The organism is Flavobacterium sp., from assembly GCF_044341185.1.
Lineage (GTDB): Bacteria > Bacteroidota > Bacteroidia > Flavobacteriales > Flavobacteriaceae > Flavobacterium.
In genome coordinates this window covers 1-19,657 of the sequence record NZ_JBIISE010000006.1, presented here as the reverse complement: position 1 = coordinate 19,657, position 19,657 = coordinate 1, and the positions used below count along the sequence as shown (strand labels likewise).

The 19,657-nt window shown below is 32.5% G+C and carries 16 protein-coding genes; 10 read left to right on the top strand and 6 right to left on the bottom strand.

The features are described 5' to 3' along the window. Together ACIQZ1_RS02470 and ACIQZ1_RS02465 are read right to left on the bottom strand one after the other, a co-directional pair. On the bottom strand, nt 1–351 hold the full coding sequence (locus ACIQZ1_RS02470) for a hypothetical protein (protein WP_396158728.1): 351 nt from the start codon (nt 349–351) through the stop codon (nt 1–3). 78 nt (nt 352–429) lie between these two features. Beyond that, on the bottom strand, nt 430–1,404 hold the full coding sequence (locus ACIQZ1_RS02465; protein ID WP_396158726.1) for a polyprenyl synthetase family protein: 975 nt from the start codon (nt 1,402–1,404) through the stop codon (nt 430–432). Nucleotides 1,405–1,573: 169 nt separating this feature from the next. Between ACIQZ1_RS02465 and ACIQZ1_RS02460 the strand changes: the two genes are divergently transcribed. The 5 genes from ACIQZ1_RS02460 (at nt 1,574) to ACIQZ1_RS02440 (ending at nt 8,589) form a co-directional block, all read left to right on the top strand. Beyond that, a complete protein-coding gene (locus ACIQZ1_RS02460; protein ID WP_396158724.1) occupies nt 1,574–2,170 on the top strand; it encodes a TetR/AcrR family transcriptional regulator in 597 nt (198 codons plus the stop codon). Between the two features lie 10 nt (nt 2,171–2,180). After that, entirely contained in the window at nt 2,181–3,518 is a 1,338-nt protein-coding gene (locus ACIQZ1_RS02455) for a TolC family protein (protein WP_396158722.1), read from the top strand. Nucleotides 3,519–3,535: 17 nt separating this feature from the next. Continuing rightward, nucleotides 3,536–4,663 (top strand): efflux RND transporter periplasmic adaptor subunit, encoded by a 1,128-nt coding sequence (locus tag ACIQZ1_RS02450; RefSeq protein WP_396158720.1) that lies wholly within the window; start codon nt 3,536–3,538, stop codon nt 4,661–4,663. A 45-nt stretch (nt 4,664–4,708) separates the two neighbouring features. Then, nucleotides 4,709–5,059, top strand: coding sequence for a four helix bundle protein (locus ACIQZ1_RS02445; RefSeq protein ID WP_396158803.1), 351 nt, complete (start codon nt 4,709–4,711; stop codon nt 5,057–5,059). A 68-nt stretch (nt 5,060–5,127) separates the two neighbouring features. Beyond that, nucleotides 5,128–8,589: an efflux RND transporter permease subunit gene (locus tag ACIQZ1_RS02440; RefSeq protein ID WP_396158718.1), complete on the top strand. Its 3,462-nt coding sequence runs from the start codon at nt 5,128–5,130 to the stop codon at nt 8,587–8,589. A 58-nt stretch (nt 8,590–8,647) separates the two neighbouring features. Here ACIQZ1_RS02440 and mscL read toward each other — a convergent pair whose 3' ends face one another. The 3 genes from mscL to ACIQZ1_RS02425 are packed head-to-tail and all read right to left on the bottom strand — an operon-like array spanning nt 8,648 to nt 12,137. Next, entirely contained in the window at nt 8,648–9,022 is a 375-nt protein-coding gene (mscL, locus tag ACIQZ1_RS02435; protein WP_396158716.1) for a large conductance mechanosensitive channel protein MscL, read from the bottom strand. Between the two features lie 50 nt (nt 9,023–9,072). Beyond that, on the bottom strand, nt 9,073–11,502 hold the full coding sequence (locus ACIQZ1_RS02430; protein WP_396158714.1) for a bifunctional UDP-N-acetylmuramoyl-tripeptide:D-alanyl-D-alanine ligase/alanine racemase: 2,430 nt from the start codon (nt 11,500–11,502) through the stop codon (nt 9,073–9,075). A gap of 44 nt (nt 11,503–11,546) precedes the next feature. Continuing rightward, a complete protein-coding gene (locus tag ACIQZ1_RS02425; protein WP_396158712.1) occupies nt 11,547–12,137 on the bottom strand; it encodes a thymidine kinase in 591 nt (196 codons plus the stop codon). 176 nt (nt 12,138–12,313) lie between these two features. On the opposite strand from ACIQZ1_RS02425, the gene ACIQZ1_RS02420 reads away from it, so the two are divergent. The 4 genes from ACIQZ1_RS02420 to ACIQZ1_RS02405 all read left to right on the top strand — a co-directional run bounded on the left by ACIQZ1_RS02420 (nt 12,314) and on the right by ACIQZ1_RS02405 (nt 17,203). Further along, a complete protein-coding gene (locus tag ACIQZ1_RS02420) occupies nt 12,314–13,279 on the top strand; it encodes a hypothetical protein (RefSeq protein WP_396158710.1) in 966 nt (321 codons plus the stop codon). An 84-nt stretch (nt 13,280–13,363) separates the two neighbouring features. Next, nucleotides 13,364–14,035 (top strand): 16S rRNA (cytidine(1402)-2'-O)-methyltransferase, encoded by a 672-nt coding sequence (rsmI, locus tag ACIQZ1_RS02415; protein WP_396158708.1) that lies wholly within the window; start codon nt 13,364–13,366, stop codon nt 14,033–14,035. A gap of 157 nt (nt 14,036–14,192) precedes the next feature. Next, entirely contained in the window at nt 14,193–15,887 is a 1,695-nt protein-coding gene (recJ, locus tag ACIQZ1_RS02410; RefSeq protein ID WP_396158706.1) for a single-stranded-DNA-specific exonuclease RecJ, read from the top strand. Nucleotides 15,888–15,961: 74 nt separating this feature from the next. Beyond that, nucleotides 15,962–17,203 (top strand): MFS transporter, encoded by a 1,242-nt coding sequence (locus ACIQZ1_RS02405; protein ID WP_396158704.1) that lies wholly within the window; start codon nt 15,962–15,964, stop codon nt 17,201–17,203. Nucleotides 17,204–17,341: 138 nt separating this feature from the next. Here ACIQZ1_RS02405 and ACIQZ1_RS02400 read toward each other — a convergent pair whose 3' ends face one another. Then, entirely contained in the window at nt 17,342–18,088 is a 747-nt protein-coding gene (locus ACIQZ1_RS02400; RefSeq protein WP_396158702.1) for a UDP-2,3-diacylglucosamine diphosphatase, read from the bottom strand. 151 nt (nt 18,089–18,239) lie between these two features. Here ACIQZ1_RS02400 and ACIQZ1_RS02395 point away from each other — a divergent pair. Further along, the coding region (locus ACIQZ1_RS02395) for a choice-of-anchor J domain-containing protein (protein ID WP_396158700.1) at nt 18,240–19,657 on the top strand (1,418 nt) is incomplete at its 3' end.

Below are 19,657 nucleotides of genomic sequence, written 5' to 3'. Positions count from 1 at the left end.
TTAATATTTATTTCTAAACCATACTTTTTGCCATTCGCGTTTTAAAATTAAAAACGTCACGTCTTCGGATAATTTAAAAACATCTGAACCGTCTAATTTTTTAATTTGATCTTCGGAAACATCAATAATATATAGTAAATTTAAGTATTCTGCGAATTTGTAATTGATTAATTTTATAATTTTCTCCTGAATCAAAAGCTTTAATTCGAAAGGGAAAATATCTACTGGGATATCAATATTTTCATTAGCTAAAGCAAAATCTTTATTCGTTTGCTCTATTAATTTGAAATATAAATCTTGTTCCTCGGCTTCTTCAATTAATGAATCGATGGATGTTGGTGCTAAATACATAAAATTCCAATTTTTTAAATTCCAAATTCCAAAATTTCTCAAATCAAATTTGGAATTTGAGATTTTTATATTGGAATTTTATACCTTTCTGTTCATTAATTTTTCGCCAAACAATCTTAAAACCATTTTTTTGTCTTCAGAAATTTTCATTTTTTCTAATGTTTCAAAGGCTATCTCTGTATAATTAGCAATGGCGTCTTGTGTCGCTTTACTGGCGCCAGAAGAATTAAAAATTGTTTTTACGGATTCAATTTTATCCGAATTATCATTGGGTTGAATAGAAAATAAATGCAATAATTGTTGTTTGTTTTCTTCAGACGAAAACGCCATTGCTTTTAAATACAAATAGGTTTTTTTATTTTCAATAATATCGCCTCCTACTTGTTTTCCAAAGGTTTCTGGATTTCCAAACGCATCTAAATAATCGTCTTGTAATTGAAATGCGATACCTAAATTTAATCCAAAATTATATATTAAATCCGCATTTTCTTCTGAAGTTTCTGCAACAATTGCGCCCATTTTCATAGCTGCTCCTAATAAAACGGCTGTTTTAAATTCAATCATTTTTAAATATTCCGGAATAGTAACATCGTCGCGCGTTTCAAAATCTACATCGTATTGTTGTCCTTCGCACACTTCTAAAGCGGTTTTACTAAATAATTTTGCCAGTTTTTGAAATACAGTTGGTTCGTATACTTCAAAAAATTGATAAGCTAAAATCAACATAGCATCACCAGATAAAATACCAGTATTGATGTCCCATTTTTCATGAACGGTTTCATTTCCTCTTCGCAAAGGCGCGTCGTCCATTATATCATCATGAACTAATGAAAAATTATGAAATACTTCAACGGCTTTGGCTGCAGAAATTGCTTTTTTATAATCGCCATCAAAAATATCAGTTGCCATTAATGTTAAAACAGGACGAATTCTTTTTCCGCCAAGCGATAAAATATAATCTATGGGTTCATATAAGTTTTTCGGTTGTTTATGAATATGTAAATTAGAAAATTCTTCCGAAATAACATTTTGATATTCTGATAATGAAAGCATACTAGTAATTTTTGGCTAATTTAAGCTAATAATTGCATATTTGCGCCACAATTTTAATGTTAAATTTATGTGAAGATTACGGAAACTATTTTAGTTTTAAAAGTTTCCGTTGTAAATTTGTCATCGAAATTAATTAGACACAATAATTAATATCAAGAAATTGCATAAAATGAAGGAAAAAATTATCAATAGAGCGAAAGAAATGTTTTTGAAATTAGGTTTCAAGAGCATTACTATGGATGATATTGCCTGCGATATGTGTATTTCAAAAAAAACAATATATAAATATTTTTCAAATAAAGAATTGTTAATTGAAGAAAGCACGCAATTGGTCCATCAAGAAGTTAGAGAGACAATTGACAAAATTGTTGCTAAAAACTTTAATGCTATTGAAGAAAATTTTCAGATTCGTAGAATGTTTAAAGAAATGTTTAAATATAGCGAAACCTCTCCAGTATATCAATTAAAAAGGCATTATCCGGAAGTATATCAAAAAGTGGTAGGCTATCAAATTGAAATTTGTGAAGGGTGTTTTCGAGATAACATTTTAAAAGGAATTTCTGAAGGTTTGTACCGAGAAAATATTGATGTAGAAAATTATGTAAAATTTTATTATACCTTAATTTTTAGCATAAGCGAGAATACCGCCTTAGAGAAAGAAGCAAATAATTTAGAACACAAAGCATTAGAATATCATATTCGTGCTATGGCAACGTCAGTCGGAATTATTGAGTTAGAAAAACAATTACAAATTATAAATAATTAAATTTAATACAATGAAGAGTAGAATAACAGCATTCCTGTTTCTTTTGAGTGCCATTCAAGTTTTTTCGCAAGCTGATGTAGCCAGTTTTTCGCTAAAGCAAGCTATTGAGCAAGCCCAAAAGAACAATTATAGTGTAATAAACGCAAATAGAGATTTAGAACTTGCCAAGCAAAAAAAATGGGAAACCACTACAATGGGATTGCCACAATTAAACGGTTCTGTAAATTACCAAAACACATTTGAGTTTACCAAGCAAGGAGCCGCAGCAAATGCTTTTAATCCTATGGCAAATCCAAATGACATTATGTTATTGGCTTTTGGTACGAAACACGTAGCAATCGGAAATCTAACATTAAGTCAACTTATTTTTGATGGTTCGTATTTAGTAGGTTTACAATCGGCTAAAACCTATTTAAAAATTTCTGAAAACGCCAAAGAAAAAACGAATCAAGAAATTAAAGAAATTGTAATTAATTCTTATGGAAATGTGCTTTTAGCAGATGAAAGTATTTTAATTATCAATAAAAACAAAACCGTTTTAGAGAAAATTCTATCCGACACAAAAGAAATTTATAAAAACGGATTAATTGAAGAAGAAACGATTGAACAACTTCAAATTACTTTAAATTCTGTAAACAACGCATTAGAAAATGTAACTAAACAAAGAGTTATTGCCTTAAATATGGTAAAATTATTGTTAGGAATTAATTTAGATGATGCCATCGTATTAACAGAAAAATTAAGTAATTTAACTCAAAATAACATTGATTTACAATTATTAGTATCTGAATTTAATGTAAACGAAAATATCGATTATAAAATTGGTAAAAACGTAGAAGAAAGTAAACAACTTTTAGTAAAATTAGAAAAAAGTAAAGGTTTACCATCGTTAGGAGCACAAGTAAATTTTGGATACAATTCCTTTGCAAATCAATTTGATTTTGTAAACTCAACTCAGAAGTGGAATAACTTTTCAAATGTTGGCGTGGGATTAAATGTGCCGATTTTTAGTAGTGGTGGAAGAAATTCGCGTGTACAACAAGCCAAAATTGATTTAGAAAAATCAAGAACGCAACTTACAGAAACGGAACAGAAATTAAAATTACAATATCAAAAAGCAAAAAGCGATTACGAATATAGTATAAATCAATACAACAACGCTCAAGCCAATTTAAAATTAGCAGAACGTATCGAAGCTAAACAACAAGTCAAATTCAAAGAAGGCTTGTCTTCAAGTTTCGATTTTGCTGAAGCTCAAAAACAATTATATGCTGCCCAACAAGAAACATTACAAGCTATGCTTGAAATTATAAATAAAAAAGCAACTTTAGAAAAATTAGTTAACTAAAATAAATGAACTTAGATATGAAAAAAGTAGTACTTATTGCCACCAGTTTATTACTTATTGCTTGTGGAGAAAAATCAACGGATGATTTAATTAAAGATAAAAACATCACCGAATTAAAAAATAGAAAAGCAACAATTCAAGCAGAATTAGAAAAAATTGATGCTGCATTACTTAAAGGTAATAAAGCACCAGAATCTGAAGCGTTAGTTTCTGTGTTAACAATTAAAGACACTGTTTTTAATCATTATTTAGAGATACAAGGAAATGTCAATACAAAAGAAAACATCTTAGTTCAACCTGAATTCGGGGGAACATTAACGGCTTTAAATGTAAAAGCTGGGCAACGTGTTTCAAAAGGTCAAATACTTGGTAAAGTTGACGATGCAGGAATGAGTCAGCAATTAGCAAGTATTGAAAATCAATATGCTTTAGCTAAAACTACTTTTGAAAGACAGAAAAATCTTTGGGACAAAAAAATAGGTTCAGAAATTCAGTTTTTACAAGCGCAGGCCCAAATGATTTCAGCTCAAAAATCAGTAGCACAAATGCGAGCTCAAGTAGCAAAAACTGTAATTCGTGCGCCATTTTCTGGAACAATTGATGAGGTTTTCGTTGAACGTGGACAAGTAGTGGCACCAAGCCCACAAGGATTAATGCGTATTGTAAATTTATCCAATATGTATGTTTCTACAACCGTTCCTGAAACGTATATTGGTAAATTAAAAGTGGGTACAGTTGTAGATGTTTTCTTAACGTCTTTAGGAAAAACGTATAAAGGAAAAGTGCGTCAAGTTGCTAATTTTATCAATCCGAGCAACAGAAGTTTCGTTATAGAAGTAAGCGTACCTAATCCAGATAATTTATTACGTCCAAATCAGGTTGCCAAACTTAAAATAATTGATTACACGGTTACTAATGCGATTATAGTTCCTACAAATGTGGTACAAGAAGACGGAGAGCACAACAAATTTGTATTTATTGCCAGTAATGTATCAGGTAAAAAAGGTGTAGCTAAAAAAGTACTTGTTAAAGTTGGAAAATCATCAGATAATGTAACCGAAATTTTGAACGGATTATCTGCAAATGATGTTATCGTTACAGAAGGTGCTAATAACATCGCAGACGGAATGAAGCTAAATTTTTAGTTTATAAAGTGTATACTGTTTATTTAAGTTTATGATGGAATATAAATTGAAAACATATTCTTTTGGCAAAAGTCAAGAGTATTAGCAAAAGAAATTTATAAACTAACAGCAACATTTCCAAAGGAAGAATTATTTGGAATAACAAGTCAAATGAGAAGATGTTCAATATCTATTCCTTCAAAATTAGCAGAAGGCTCAAGTAGAAGAACAAATAAAGACAAAGCACGATTTACAGAAATTGCTTTTGGTTCTGGTTTAGAATTATTAAATCAACTCATTATTGCGTTAGACTTAAATTACATTGAAGAATCTAAATATTTAGAAATAAGAATAAAACTTCAAGAAGTTACATTTTTATTAGATGCTTTGCAAAAAGCACAATTAAAACAAGAGTAAATTTTAAATAAGGATAAATTAAAAAATAAACCTTATAAACATAAAAATAAACCTCATAAACATAATTTATGTCACATAAAAACAAAGAATTCGGAATATCGAGTTGGGCTGTAGACAATCGAGTTACAGTATATATCTTAACGTTGCTTATTGTTATTACAGGTGTTATTGCCTATGTAACGATGCCTCGTGAAGATTTTCCAGAAATTATCGAAAATAAAGTATACATTTCTTCTGTTTTCCCAGGAAACTCAGCAGAAGATGTAGAAAAGTTAATAATCAAACCCCTTGAAAAAGAATTTAAAAATATTTCAGGTGTAGAGAAAATTACCTCTAATTCCTTTCAAGATTACGGAATGATCATTGTAGAATTTGCAGATAAAGTTACGATTGAAGATGCAAAAACTAAAATCAAAGACAAAGTAGATGTTATCAAAGCAGATACCGATTGGCCCAATTTAGATAATGGAAGTAAAGTAGAGCCAAGTGTTTTCGAATTAAATATTTCGGAAGAAGTGCCTATTTTGAACATCAATTTAAAAGGAAACTACACGACACAACAACTTAAAAAATATGGAGAATTGCTTCAAGATGATATTGAAGAAATTAAAGAAGTAAAAAAAGTTGATATTTTAGGAGTTGATGATAAAGAAGTAGAAATTGCCGTTGATATTTTTAAAATGACAGCAGCTCAGGTTTCTTTTGACGAAATCCAAAATGCCGTGAAGTATGAAAATATGACGCTTTCGGGCGGAAATTTAATTTCGCAAGGTTCTCGTAATAACATCCGAATTGTAGGTGAAATTAAAGATCCTAAAGAATTAGAAAACGTAATTGTAAAATCTTTCGGAGGAACAGTATATCTAAAAGACATCGCAGTTGTAAACTTTAAAGAAAAAGAAAAAACAACGTATGCTCGAGAAAAAGGGCAAGAAGTGGTGATGCTAAACGTAAAAAAACGTTCCAATCAAAACATGATTTCTGCTATTGAGCAAGTAAAAGAAAAACTTGAAAAAGCAAAAGAATCGTATTTGCCTTCTAATTTAACCATTGAACTTTCTAATGATCAATCATCTCGTGTAGAGCACCAAGTAGACGAATTATCTAATCATATTATTTTCGGAATTGTATTGGTAATGATTGTCTTAATGTTTACGATGGGATTACGAAATTCACTTTTTGTAGGAGCAGCTATTCCGCTTTCGATGTTAATGGCGTTTACAATTTTATCGGCTTTCGGGTTAACCTTAAACACAATGGTGCTTTTCGGACTGGTAATGGGATTAGGAATGCTTGTGGATGACGGAATTGTAGTGGTCGATAACGTATTTGCCAACATGCAAAAAGGAATGGATAGAGTTTCCGCTTCTAAAATTGGAATTGGCGAAATCGCTTGGCCAGTAATTTCTTCTACAGCCACAACTTTAATGGCATTTTTACCATTTGCTTTATGGCCTGGAACGATGGGAAAATTTATGAAATATTTTCCAATCACTTTAACGGTTACGCTTACGGCTTCTTTATTTGTAGCGATGGTAGTAAATGCAGCTATGACAGGTGGTTCAATGGATACAGAAGACAAAAATGTTTCCAATAAATCAGCAAAATTATATACGATTATCTTTAGTGTAGTGGCAATTGTGTTTGTGTTTTTAGGTCACTTAACCGATTCTACGTTTGCAAAAGCGATTGGTCACTTAGCTATTATTTCCTTAGGTTTAATGTGGTTATACAAACTTAAATTATACCAATGGACGCAAGATTTTCAATACAACTTTTTCCCAAAAACGGAAAATAAGTATAAAAATTTCTTAGCTAAAATTTTAACAGGAAAAAGAGCTTGGTATGCATTAGCAACGATTATAGGAATGTTATTTTTCTCATTTATTTTATTAGGAATTTTCCCAAGAAAAGTATTGTTTTTCCCAGATAATATTCCAAATCAAGTCATTACATATATCGAATATCCACAAGGAACCGATATTGCAAAAACCAATAAGGCGACTTTGTTTGTTGAAAAACAAGTAATAGAAATCTTAAATAAGTATGTAGATCCAAAAACCAATAAAAACTACTTAGCCGAAAGTATTGTTTCACAAGTGGGAGTAGGTGCTGGAAATCCAAATGTTGATGCGGGTTCGGCTTCAGAAACGCCATATAAAGGAAAAGTAACGGTAAATTTCTCGGAATATAAATTTCGAAATGGTGTAAACACTACTGAAGTTTTAGATGAAATTCGTGCGAAAGTAAAAGGTGTTGCAGGTGCTACCGTTACGGTTGAAAAAGACGCCAACGGACCTCCAGCTGGGTATCCAATTAGTGTGCAATTAACCGGTACCGATTATCAAGAAATGTTAGTAGAAGCGGATAAAATGATTTCTTTTATTAATTCGAAAAACATTCCAGGTATCGAGCGTTTGAGTGTGGATGTAAACAAAGAAAGTCCAGAGTTAGAAGTAAAAGTAGACCGCGTTAGTGCAGGAAGCTTAGGTGTTTCAACAGGACAATTAGGATTTAATTTGCGTCGTTCAGTTTATGGTCAGGAAATTTCAACTTATAAAGAAGGTGATGACGACTATAATATTACGATGCGTATGCAAGACGACCAACGTAAGAACGAAAATGTGTTGTTCAATCAATCTTTAACATTCCGAAATCAGAATAACGGACAAATGATGCAAGTGCCTATTTCGGCCGTTTCGGAAACCAATAAAACCACTACATACAATCAAATTAAAAGGAAAAACCAGAAACGTATTATGACGGTGTATTCTAATGTGTTGACGGGTTATAACGGTGATGAAATTACAAAACAAATTGAATCTGAATTAAAATCGTATAAATTCCCAAAAACGGTGAGTTATTCGTTTTCTGGAGTACAAGAAGAACAAGGTAAAAACCAAAGTTTCTTAATGTATGCACTGTTTTTAGCGTTAGCCGGAATTACGATTATTATTGTATTACAGTTTAATTCGGTTTCTAAAACAATGGTAATTTTATTTACGGTTTTATTGAGTTTTAGTGGTGTTTTCTACGGATATGTAATCGCTAATATGGATTTCGTTATCTTAATGACGATGATGGGAATCATTTCGTTGGCTGGAATTGTGGTGAAAAACGGAATTGTATTAATGGACTTCTTCGTCTTATTATTAGATAAAAAAGTAGCGGAAAACAAATTGCAAAGCCACGACGATTTATCACTTGAAGAAATAAAAGACATCATCATCGAATCGGGTAAAAACCGTTTAAGACCGGTATTATTAACGGCATTAACCGCGATTTTAGGATTAATTCCGTTAGCGATTGGGTTAAACTTTGATTTCTTCTCATTAATTACCGAATTTAATCCACACTTATATATGGGTGGGGATAACGTAATTTTCTGGGGACCTTTAGCGTGGACCATTATCTTCGGATTATCCTATGCAACCGTGTTAACATTGGTTATGGTTCCAGTAATGTTCTACTTGGTAAAACGAGTGAAATATTGGTTACGAGATAGAAAAGCAAACGGTATAATGGATTAATTTTTAGTCTGCAATAAAAAAAGCTGTTTCGAGAGAAACAGCTTTTTTTATGTAAAGTTTATTTTTTTAATAAATCTCTAATTTGAGTTAAAAGCTCTTCTTGTGTTGGTCCGGAAGGTGTTGAAATTTCTTCTTCGGTTTTTTTAATTTTATTAAGTGATTTTACCATTAAAAAAATCACAAAAGAAATCACTAAAAAACCAATCACAGCAGCTAAAAACTTACCGTATAAAATACCGCCATCGGTTTTTAAAAGCGCTAAATCGGCTACGTTTGCTGCTTTTAAGGCAGGGTTTAGAATAGCAGGTGTAATAACATCATCAACAAGTGATTTTACAATGCCACCGAAAGCACCTCCAATGATAACTCCAACAGCTAAATCCATTACATTGCCTTTCGCAATAAAATCTTTAAATTCAGAAATAATTTTCATATATGTTAAATTTGGTTACACGAAGTTATAAAAAAACTAAAAGAGTTGGTTTAATTTTTATAGAAAATTCTTTTTACCCGCTGCGAAATACTGGTTAAAATTTCATAAGGAATGGTATCGCAAACGCTTGCTATTTCTTGTACGTGCGGGTTTTCCCCAAAAATTATTACTTCATCACGTTCTTCACAAGGAATAGAAGTTACGTCCACCATTAACATATCCATACAAATATTGCCTAAAATAGTAGCTTTTTGGTTGTGAATTAGTACATAACCTTTTTCATTTCCCCAAGCACGTCTAATTCCGTCGGCGTAACCGATAGGAATTGTTGCAATTTTCATTTGTTTTTGCACTACAAATTTTCTACTGTAACCAATGCTTTCGTTTTCGTTAACAGTTCTTATTTGCGAAATAATACTTTTTAAAACACTCACGTTTTCTAAAGAAATTTGTTCTTCTTCCGAATTGCCTACGCCATAAATTCCAATTCCCAATCGTACCATTTCAAATTGATATTCTGGGAAATTAAAAATTCCGGAAGTATTTAAAATATGTCGGATAGGTTGAATATGTAAAGCAGTAGAAATTTCTGTAGCAATGGCTTCAAATAGTTGAATTTGTTGTAAGGTAAATGCTTTAAAATCAAAGTTGTCTGATGCCGCTAAATGCGAAAAAATACTGGTTACTTTCACAAAATTATTATGTTTTAGTAACGTAATTAATTCTGAAACTTGCGATTTTTCAAAACCTAAGCGATGCATTCCGGTATCAATTTTTAAATGAATAGGATATCCGTTGAGGTTTTTTTCTTTGGCCAATTCAATAAATGAAGTTAAACCAGAAACAGAATACATTTCCGGCTCTAAATTATAAGCTATCATAGCTTTGTAGCTACTAATTTCAGGATTTAATACCATAATTGGAGTGGTAATTCCTGCTTTTCGCAATGCGATTCCTTCATCGGCGAAAGCTACGCCCAAATAGCCAACTTTTAAATGTTCCAGTTGTTTAGCAATTTCATAGCCGCCATTACCATAACCAAAAGCTTTCACCATAACCATAATTTTGGTGTTTTGGTGAAGTTTTTGTTTGTAAAAATTATAATTTGTTGTTAGAGCATCTAAATTAATTTCTAAAACCGTTTCGTGGTTTTTTTCTTCTAATAAAACAACAATTTCATCAAAATTAAAACTTCTAGCACCTTTAATTAATATGGTTTCGTTTTTAAACGAATCGGTATTAAATTGCTGTAAAAAAGCTTGAGTATTTTGGAATGAAATCACATTTGGTACATCTTGAAAATACTTTCCTATGGTTTCTCCGATGGTAATAATTTGTGCAATATTATTTTGTTGTAATAATTTGATTACATTCCTATATAGCTCATTTAAATTCAAACCACTTTGAAAAATATCAGATAAAATAATGGTTTTTTTCTGATGCAGTTTTTGTTGTTCTAAAAAATCTAACGCCATTTTTAACGACTGATAATCGCTTGAATAACTATCATCAATTAACAAACAATTATTAATTCCTTTTTTGGCTTGAAGGCGAATTTCTATATTATATAATTTCGAAATTCTATCCGTGATTGTTGAAATGGCAATATTTAAATATAATAAAGTGCAAATACAAGTTATAGCATTTTCAATAGAAATAGCATCTGTAAACGGAAGTGAAACTTTAAAAATTTCATTTTTAAATTGAATTTCTAATGAAGTTTTTAGGTTGTTTTTAACGGTAGAAAGTATAAAAACAGTGGCTTTGGTGTCTTCAAAACTCCAAGTAAATGTTGGTATTGTTATGTGTTTTTCAATCCAATCGTTTTTCTCTAAAATTAGTATTTCAGCTTTAGAAAATAACTGACATTTTTCGATTATTTTTTCTTCAACTGTAGTGAAACCTTCTTGATGTGCGTTGCCCAAATGGGTAAAAATTCCAATATTCGGCTGAATGATATCGGCTAAATGTTGCATTTCCCCTTTTAAAGAAATTCCAGCCTCAAAAATACCTAGCGTATGATTTTCATTGATTCCAAAAACAGATAGCGGTACGCCAACTTGCGAATTATAGCTTTTAGGACTTCTAACTACAGCATATTCTGGACTTAAAAGAAAATTTAACCATTCTTTTACAATGGTTTTCCCATTACTTCCGGTAATTCCGATAGTTTCTATTTGAAATTGATTTTTATATGATTTTGCTAAATTTTGTAAAGCGACGGTAGTGTTTTCAACTATACAAAAATGTGCTTTTCCTTTCACATTTTCGGGAATATATTCCACTACAAAATGTCGCACCCCTTTTTCAATTAAACTTTCAACAAAAATATGTGCATCATTATTTTGGCCTTTCAAACAAAAAAATAAAGTGGTATTTCCGTTTTGTAAACTACGACTATCAATAGAAATATGCTCAAATTCTATAGAAGTAGAGAAGTTTATATTGGCATCGTGTAATATGTTAGATTTTACTACCATTTTTATGAATTTGTTAGTGCAAATTGCTAAAATCCGAGTTAAATTTACTTTTCTTTTTCTTCTCGCATCGCTTTATAATAAGCAGCTCTACTTAAAGGTTCGTATTCTTCAGTTTCGCCCAGCATTACTAATTTTTTATCTTCAGATTTTCTAAAACTATAATTGGCTAAATTTCCTGTTCTGGTGCACACTGCGTGAACTTTTGTAACGTATTCTGCTGTTGCCATAAGAGCAGGCATCGGCCCGAAAGGGTTGCCTTTAAAATCCATATCCAAACCAGCTACAATTACTCGAATGCCACTGTTGGCCAGATCATTGCAAATTGTAATTATTTCATCATCAAAAAACTGGGCTTCATCAATACCTACAACATCACAACCTTGTGCTAAAATTCTAATATTTTCTGCAGCAGGAACTGGAGTAGAACGAATTTCATTTTTGTTGTGCGACACCACCATTTCATCATCATACCTCGTGTCTATTGCCGGTTTAAAAATCTCAACTTTTTGTTTGGCAAATTGTGCGCGTTTTAATCGTCTAATTAATTCTTCTGTTTTACCTGAAAACATAGAGCCGCAAATTACTTCTATCCAACCAAATTGTTCTTCCTGATTTACCGTATTTTCTAAAAACATTTTTAATCTAAATTAATTTCAAGTTAAAGGTATAAAAATATGTGTACATCTGTGTTGAAAAAAAAATTGTAAAAATACATTCTACAAGAATTTATACACATAATTTCTTTTACCTTTGTAATTATAACAAAAATATAAAAATCAACGCTATAAAAGTTCAACACAAACAAAAAGTTATGAAGAAAAAAATTGAAGGCGAATTAATTAGCATAGCGCACCGTTTATTAAAGCTTAAAAATCATAATGAAACCATTCAATTACTTGAAGAAGTGAAAAAATTGTATGAGCAATTATCACTTTTAAAATTTTATGAAGCGAATACCGCTTTAGTAAATGAAGAATTTTCTGAAGAGTTGTTTGAAGAAAAAGTAGAAAAAATTGTAGTAGGAACCATTGATGTTGTAGATGAAGAAGAAATTTATGTAGAAATGGCTTCTAAAGAGCACATTGCACAAATTGAAGAAGAACTTTTTGAAAAAAGTGAAATTTCACACGAGCTTTTTCCTACAAACAATATTTTAGAAATTGAAAAAGAAGAAATTATTTCTGAAAGCATTGATGAAGAAAGACTTGAAGAAGAGCAAGTTAAACAAGAAGAAGCAGCAGAAGTAATTGAAAATCAAACAAAGAAGAAAAAAGCAACTTCTAATCCCGAAATTATTGGCACAAAAGTGACCAAACAAATTTCAATGGAAGATATTCTAGTTCATGATTATCAAGATACGTTTTTTGAGAAAAAAGAAACTGAAAATGAGCCAACTTTGGATAGCCCTGAGCCCATAACAGAAGCCGAAATTATTGAAGAAATAAATGATGAGGTAAGTAGTGAAGTTGAGTCAATTTCAGAATCAACTCCAGAAGTTGAAATAGAAATAGTGTCGGAAACTAAAGAAGAAACTCCAGTTGTAAACGGAAAAGCGATAGTTTTAGGATTGAATGATAAAATTGCTTTTGAGAAAAATTTATTTGCCGGAAACGGCGACGATTTAAACAGAGTATTATCTCAATTAAATACGTTTACAAATTGGGATGAAGCGAAATCTTTTGTGTTGGATTTTGTAAAACCAGATTATAATAATTGGGAAAATAAAGAAGAATTTGAAGTACGATTTTTAGAAATTGTAGAAAATAAATTCAATTAGTTTGTAGTTTATTGTTAATGGTTTTTTTTTAATTCATTTCTATTTTAACCACAAACAACAAATCATAAACAACAAACAAAATAAATGAGTAAATTATACATAGTTCCTACGCCAATTGGCAATTTAGACGACATGACGTTTCGTGCCATCCGCGTGCTTAAAGAAGCCGATTTAATATTAGCCGAAGATACACGTACTAGCGGAAAATTATTGAAGCATTTTGAAATTGCTACGCACATGCACAGTCACCACATGCATAACGAACACAAAACCGTAGAAAATGTAATTGCTCGATTAAAAGGTGGCGAAACCATTGCTTTAATTTCCGATGCTGGAACGCCAGCCATTTCTGACCCTGGATTTTTATTAACTCGCGCTTGTGTAGAAAACGGAATTGAAGTAGATTGTTTGCCAGGAGCAACCGCTTTTGTACCCGCTTTGGTGAATAGTGGTTTGCCGAATGATAAATTTATTTTCGAAGGTTTCTTGCCCGATAAAAAAGGAAGACAAACACGTTATTTGGCTTTAGCCGAAGAAACACGCACCATGATTTTATACGTATCGCCACATAAATTACTAAAAACGTTAGCAGAGTTTATTCAATATTTCGGTGCAGACAGACCCGTTTCTGTTTCCAGAGAAATTTCAAAATTACACGAAGAAACCATCCGAGGAACCGCTGAAGAAGTCTTAGAGCACTTCGAAATTAAAGCGCCAAAAGGTGAAATTGTTGTGGTTGTAGGAGGTAAGAAATAGTGTTCAGTTTTTAGTAGTTATTTATTTGGTAGTGATATTTTATCATAAATTAAAATGTAGTTTCTCCTTACGTCGAAATGACAACCTAAAAAATTAAAAATATTTATATCTTTGTTATTCAATACTATAAGCCAAAAATCGTAAATCCAAAATCACTATGCGTTGGAATCTAAAATCAAAGCCAGAAAAAGAAAAAGTACAAGCCTTACAAAATGCTCTGCAAGTAGATGAAATCATCGCTACTTTATTAGTTCAAAGAGGAATAGAAACCTACGAACAAGCCAAAACCTTTTTCCGTCCCACTTTAGAAGACTTACACAATCCGTATCTCATGAAAGATATGGACAAAGCGGTTTCTCGTATCGAAAAAGCCATTGCAAACAATGAAAATATTTTAGTTTTTGGCGATTATGATGTCGATGGAACAACTGCTGTTTCCTTAGTTTCTAGTTATTTACGAAGTTTTTATCCAAATGTGGCGACGTATATTCCTGATCGATATAACGAAGGTTACGGAATTTCTTATCTAGGAATTGATTATGCCGAAGACAATGATGTTTCCTTAATCATCGCACTCGATTGTGGTATAAAATCCATCGACCACGTGAATTATGCCAAAGCAAAAAATATCGATTTCATTATTTGCGACCATCACCGACCTGGCGATATTTTACCTGACGCCATTGCGGTTTTAGACCCAAAACGTGAAGATTGTTCCTATCCCTATGACGAATTATGTGGTTGTGGAGTAGGGTTTAAATTGATTCAAGCGTTAGCCGAAAACAAAAACCAAACCATTGAAGATTTACTTCCTTATTTAGATTTGGTTGCGATAGCCATTGCTGCAGATATTGTTCCAATTACGGGTGAAAACCGAGTGTTAGCCAAATTTGGATTGGAAGTGATTAATTCCAATCCACGACCAGGAATTAAAGCATTAGTTCAGAATGTAAAGAAAAAAGTCTTAACGATTACCGATGTGGTATTTATCGTAGCACCAAGAATCAATGCCGCAGGAAGAGTGAAACACGGTAACGAAGCCGTGGCACTTTTAACTGAATACAATTTAGAACAAGCCGAACAATTTGCATCCGAAATTGAGCAACACAATTCGGACAGAAAAGAATTAGACAAACAAATTACAAAAGAAGCCTTACTTCAAATCGAAGAAAATAACGAACAAAACCGATTTTCAACGGTTGTGTATCAAGAAAATTGGCACAAAGGCGTTATTGGAATTGTGGCTTCTCGATTGGTTGAAAAATATTATCGCCCGACTATTGTTTTTACAAAAAGTGGCGATAAATTAGCCGCTTCGGCACGTTCGGTAAAAGATTTTGATGTGTACAATGCGTTGGATGCGTGTGCCGAACATTTGGAACAATTTGGTGGACATATGTATGCTGCCGGAATGACGTTGAAAGTAGAAAATTACGAAAAATTCAAAGCAGCTTTTGAAAATGAAGTCAAAAAAACCATTCCTCCCGATTTATTGATTCCAGAAATTTCAGTAGATTTAGAAATGAATTTTTCGGATCTTGATGAAAAATTTATGCGCATTCTAAAACAATTCGAACCTTTTGGTCCAGAAAATATGACACCTGTTTTTATGTCTAAAAACGTAATCGATTCGGGTTATGCTAAAACATTAGGTAACGTTGCGGAACATTTAAAAGTCTTCGTGAAACATAATAATTCCCCAAATTTTAATGCGATTGGATTTGGACTTGGAGCTAAAATAGATCTTGTAAAAAACAGAAATCCGTTTGAAGCCGTTTATGTTGTAGAAGAAAACGAATGGAACGGAACGGTTAATTTACAATTGCAATTGCGTGATGTAAGAACCAATTAAAAGTAAAAATGAGAATTATATAATAAAATCTTTGTGACCATTCTATAATTTTCGCGCCTTTGCGGTAAAAAACTATGACAAAAAAAGATCCATTTTCAGCGTTACGAATACCAGAATTTCGTTGGTTTATTCTCATGCGATTAGCCATTGTATTGGCTTGGTCCATGCAATTTGTCTTGATTGAATGGGAAGTGTACCGAATTACCAAAAACCCTTGGTCATTAGGATTAATTGGTCTTATGGAAGTAATTCCTGCTATAATTATGGCGCTGTTTGCTGGGCACATTGTAGACCAATCCGAAAAAAGAAATATGTTGCTCAAATGTTTTGCAGTAACAGCAACAATTAGTTTATTATTTTGCTATTTGGTTCATCCTGAAACTGCCACAATCATTGGGAAACAACCTTTTTTATATGCCATTTATGCGCTGGTTTTTTTAGGCGGAATCATTCGGGCTTTTATCATTCCATCTGTTTTTAGTTTGTTAGGATTAATTGTTCCAAAAACACAATTTACCAATGCGGCTACTTGGAGCAGTTCATCTTGGCAAGTTTCTTCTGTAATTGGACCCGCTTTAGCTGGATTTTTAATTGGCGGAATTGGCGTGTTTAATTCTATGATTTTTGTAACAATTTCTATTATTTTAGGAATTTTCATGTTATTACAAATCAGTAAAAAACCTATATTAAATAAAAAAATTGGCGAACCAGTAACAGAAAGTTTAAAAGCTGGAATTAGATTTGTATTTCAAAATAAAATTATTTTAAACGCGCTTTCGTTAGATATGTTTGCGGTTTTATTTGGTGGCGCAGTAGCCTTATTGCCCATTTTTGCAATAGATATTTTAAAAGTAGGTTCAGAAGGATTCGGAATTTTAAGAGCTGCACCAGCCATTGGTGGACTATTAACTATGCTGGCTTCTACAATGTTTTCCATCGAAAAAAATACTGGTAAAAAATTACTATTAGCCGTTTTCGGATTTGGAATTTGTATTATCGTTTTCGGGTTATCCCAAAACTTTTGGATTTCAGTTATTGCCCTATTTTTAAGCGGCGTTACCGATGGATTTTCAGTAGTTATTCGTTCTACAATTTTGCAAATTTACACACCAGATGATATGCGCGGAAGAGTTTCATCCGTAAACTCTATTTTCGTTGGTTCTTCAAACGAACTAGGAGCCTTTGAAAGCGGCTTAACCTCTAAATTATTTGGAGTAGTAAATGCCGTAGTTTTTGGAGGAATTATGACGTTACTCGTAGTAGGAACCACCGCAGTTGCATCACCAAAATTCAGAGATTTACAAATAGAAAAATAATTTTTTGGGCGTTACCACAAGGGTCGGGCTGTACGCTATATCTCCGATTAGCAAAAACTACAAATAAATTTTTGTTTTTGTCTATCGGAGGATGCCGCTTCCATCCCTAACGCAAATTCGTTTTCAAAAGTACTTTTGTTATTCGTATTTTTTCAATTCAAATGTTTCACCATCAAAAACACCATACGTAAAATAGCCAATCCAATCTCCTAAGTTGATGTATTTTGACTGTTCGTTTAAGGTAATTTCCATGGGTAAATGACGGTGTCCAAAAACAAAAAAATCGTACTGTTTGGTTTCTAATTTACGGTTGCAATATTGCACCAACCATTCGTTTTCTTCGCCTAAAAATTTAACATCTTCAGCTCCAGAAATAAGCTTGTTTTTAACCGACAAGTATTGGGCTAATCTCACGCCAATATCAGGATGCAACCAACGAAACAACCATTTTGAAAACGGATTCGTAAACACTTTTTTCATGCGTTTGTAACCCATGTCGCCAGGGCCTTTTCCGTCACCATGTCCTATTAAAAAGGTTTTTCCGTTAAAGGTAAATTCTTTATTGTCTTGATAAACAGGAATATTGAGTTCTTTTTCAAAATAATCGCCCATCCATAAATCATGGTTTCCTACAAAGAAATAAATAGGAATTCCAGCGTCTCTTATTTCGGCTAATTTCCCTAAAACTCTAATAAACCCTTTTGGAACAACCGTTTTATATTCGAACCAAAAATCAAATAAATCGCCTAATAAAAAAATGGCATCAGCGTCTTTTTTCACATCATCTAACCAAGCTACAAATTTTTGTTCTCTAGGAAAACTAATTTCTGAAGTTGGCGCACCAAAATGTTGGTCGGAAGCAAAATATATTTTTTTAGAATTCAAAATAATTATTTTTTACAAAATTAGCAAAAATAAATACACAAAAAATAGCTTTTTATCGACAAAAACACACGTCTTGTCGATATATTGATAGTCTTTGCTAAAAATGTATATTTTTGTATAGTTAAAGATATTAATTAATCACAATATTATAATGAAAAAACTACTTTTATTATTACTTATGTTTACAGGCTTCGGTGTTTTCGGACAAATATCCGAAAACTTTGAAGGCGCAACATTCCCACCATCTGGTTGGACAACATTTGAAACAGGAACCGGAGCAGCTCAAAGTTGGTCTGAAACTAACTTAGCGGTTTTCACCTACGGAGGTGTTGGAAAATCAGCAATGATCAACAAAGAAAATGTTGCTACTGGTCAGGCGATTGACTGGATGGTTACATCGGCAGTAACTGTTCCAGCAAATGGTCAGTTACGATTTTATACCAAAACCATTCAAACAGGAGTTCAAGGTAGTTTATTTGATATTAAAATTTCTACTACTTCACAAACAAATACCGCTAGTTTTACCAATCTTATTTCATATGACGAGGCTTCTTTGACAGCTGTTGCCAATGTTTATGAAGAAAAAGTAATTGATATTCCGGCAACATATCCAGCAGGTTCTACTATTTATATTGCTTTTGTAATGACTAATGACAATGGGGACAGATGGTTAATTGATAATGTAAATGTGGTACAAAAATGTAATGCACCAATTGGACCTTTAGCAACAGCAAATGAAACTACAACAACTGCCCAATTAAGCTGGGGAAATCCAGGCGGAATTACTGTATGGGACGTTCAGGTTTGTCCTTTTAATGATACATTTGGTGGTCCTACCACAATTAACTATAATAATATCGTTACGCCTCCTGTACAATTCACTGCCACAGGTTTGCAGCCAAACACCTTATACAAATTTCAGGTTCGTTCAGTTTGTAATAGTGGATTAGGTGATTATGAAAGTGATTGGTTTGGACCAAGAAGTTTTCAAACGGCATCTTTTGGAGACACATGTTCTGGCCCTATAGTTGTTGGCGCATTACCTTACCAAACAGTTGACAATACTGCTAATTATTTGGATTTATTCGATACTGCTCAACCTTTAGCATGTAGTGGTTCTGCTACCAATTATATGGCAGGTAATGATGTGTTTTATTCTTATACTGCTACATTTACAGGTAATATAGCTATTTCATTATCGCCTACAAATGTAAGTTCAAGTATACATGTATATAGTGCTTGTCCTGGAACTGCAGGGGCTACTTGTTTGGCAGGACAGGCAAATGCTACATCTGGTATTAGAAATATTAACCCATTTCCAGTAGTAGCAGGAACAACGTATTATATAATAATATCATCAAGTGCGGCACAACAAACCGTTGGATATACTTTAACCATTCAACAGGTTTTTTGTAATCAACCTACAGGTTTAGCCGCAACTAGTATTACTTCTACTTCAGCTAATTTACAATGGGCTGCCGCAACAGGAATTACTACTTGGCAATATTCAGTTGGAGAAGCACCTTACGGATTACCTACAGGAACTACTTTCACATCAACCACTTCTAA

Coding starts and splice junctions, on each gene's coding strand:
- ACIQZ1_RS02455 (WP_396158722.1), top strand. CDS start 2,181: ATGAAGAGTAGAATAACAGCATTCCTGTTTCTTTTGAGTGCCATTCAA.
- ACIQZ1_RS02440 (WP_396158718.1), top strand. CDS start 5,128: ATGTCACATAAAAACAAAGAATTCGGAATATCGAGTTGGGCTGTAGAC.
- ACIQZ1_RS02405 (WP_396158704.1), top strand. CDS start 15,962: ATGACAAAAAAAGATCCATTTTCAGCGTTACGAATACCAGAATTTCGT.
- ACIQZ1_RS02430 (WP_396158714.1), bottom strand. CDS start 11,502: ATGGTAGTAAAATCTAACATATTACACGATGCCAATATAAACTTCTCT.
- ACIQZ1_RS02470 (WP_396158728.1), bottom strand. CDS start 351: ATGTATTTAGCACCAACATCCATCGATTCATTAATTGAAGAAGCCGAG.
- recJ (WP_396158706.1), top strand. CDS start 14,193: ATGCGTTGGAATCTAAAATCAAAGCCAGAAAAAGAAAAAGTACAAGCC.
- ACIQZ1_RS02460 (WP_396158724.1), top strand. CDS start 1,574: ATGAAGGAAAAAATTATCAATAGAGCGAAAGAAATGTTTTTGAAATTA.
- ACIQZ1_RS02450 (WP_396158720.1), top strand. CDS start 3,536: ATGAAAAAAGTAGTACTTATTGCCACCAGTTTATTACTTATTGCTTGT.
- ACIQZ1_RS02425 (WP_396158712.1), bottom strand. CDS start 12,137: ATGTTTTTAGAAAATACGGTAAATCAGGAAGAACAATTTGGTTGGATA.
- mscL (WP_396158716.1), bottom strand. CDS start 9,022: ATGAAAATTATTTCTGAATTTAAAGATTTTATTGCGAAAGGCAATGTA.
- rsmI (WP_396158708.1), top strand. CDS start 13,364: ATGAGTAAATTATACATAGTTCCTACGCCAATTGGCAATTTAGACGAC.
- ACIQZ1_RS02420 (WP_396158710.1), top strand. CDS start 12,314: ATGAAGAAAAAAATTGAAGGCGAATTAATTAGCATAGCGCACCGTTTA.
- ACIQZ1_RS02465 (WP_396158726.1), bottom strand. CDS start 1,404: ATGCTTTCATTATCAGAATATCAAAATGTTATTTCGGAAGAATTTTCT.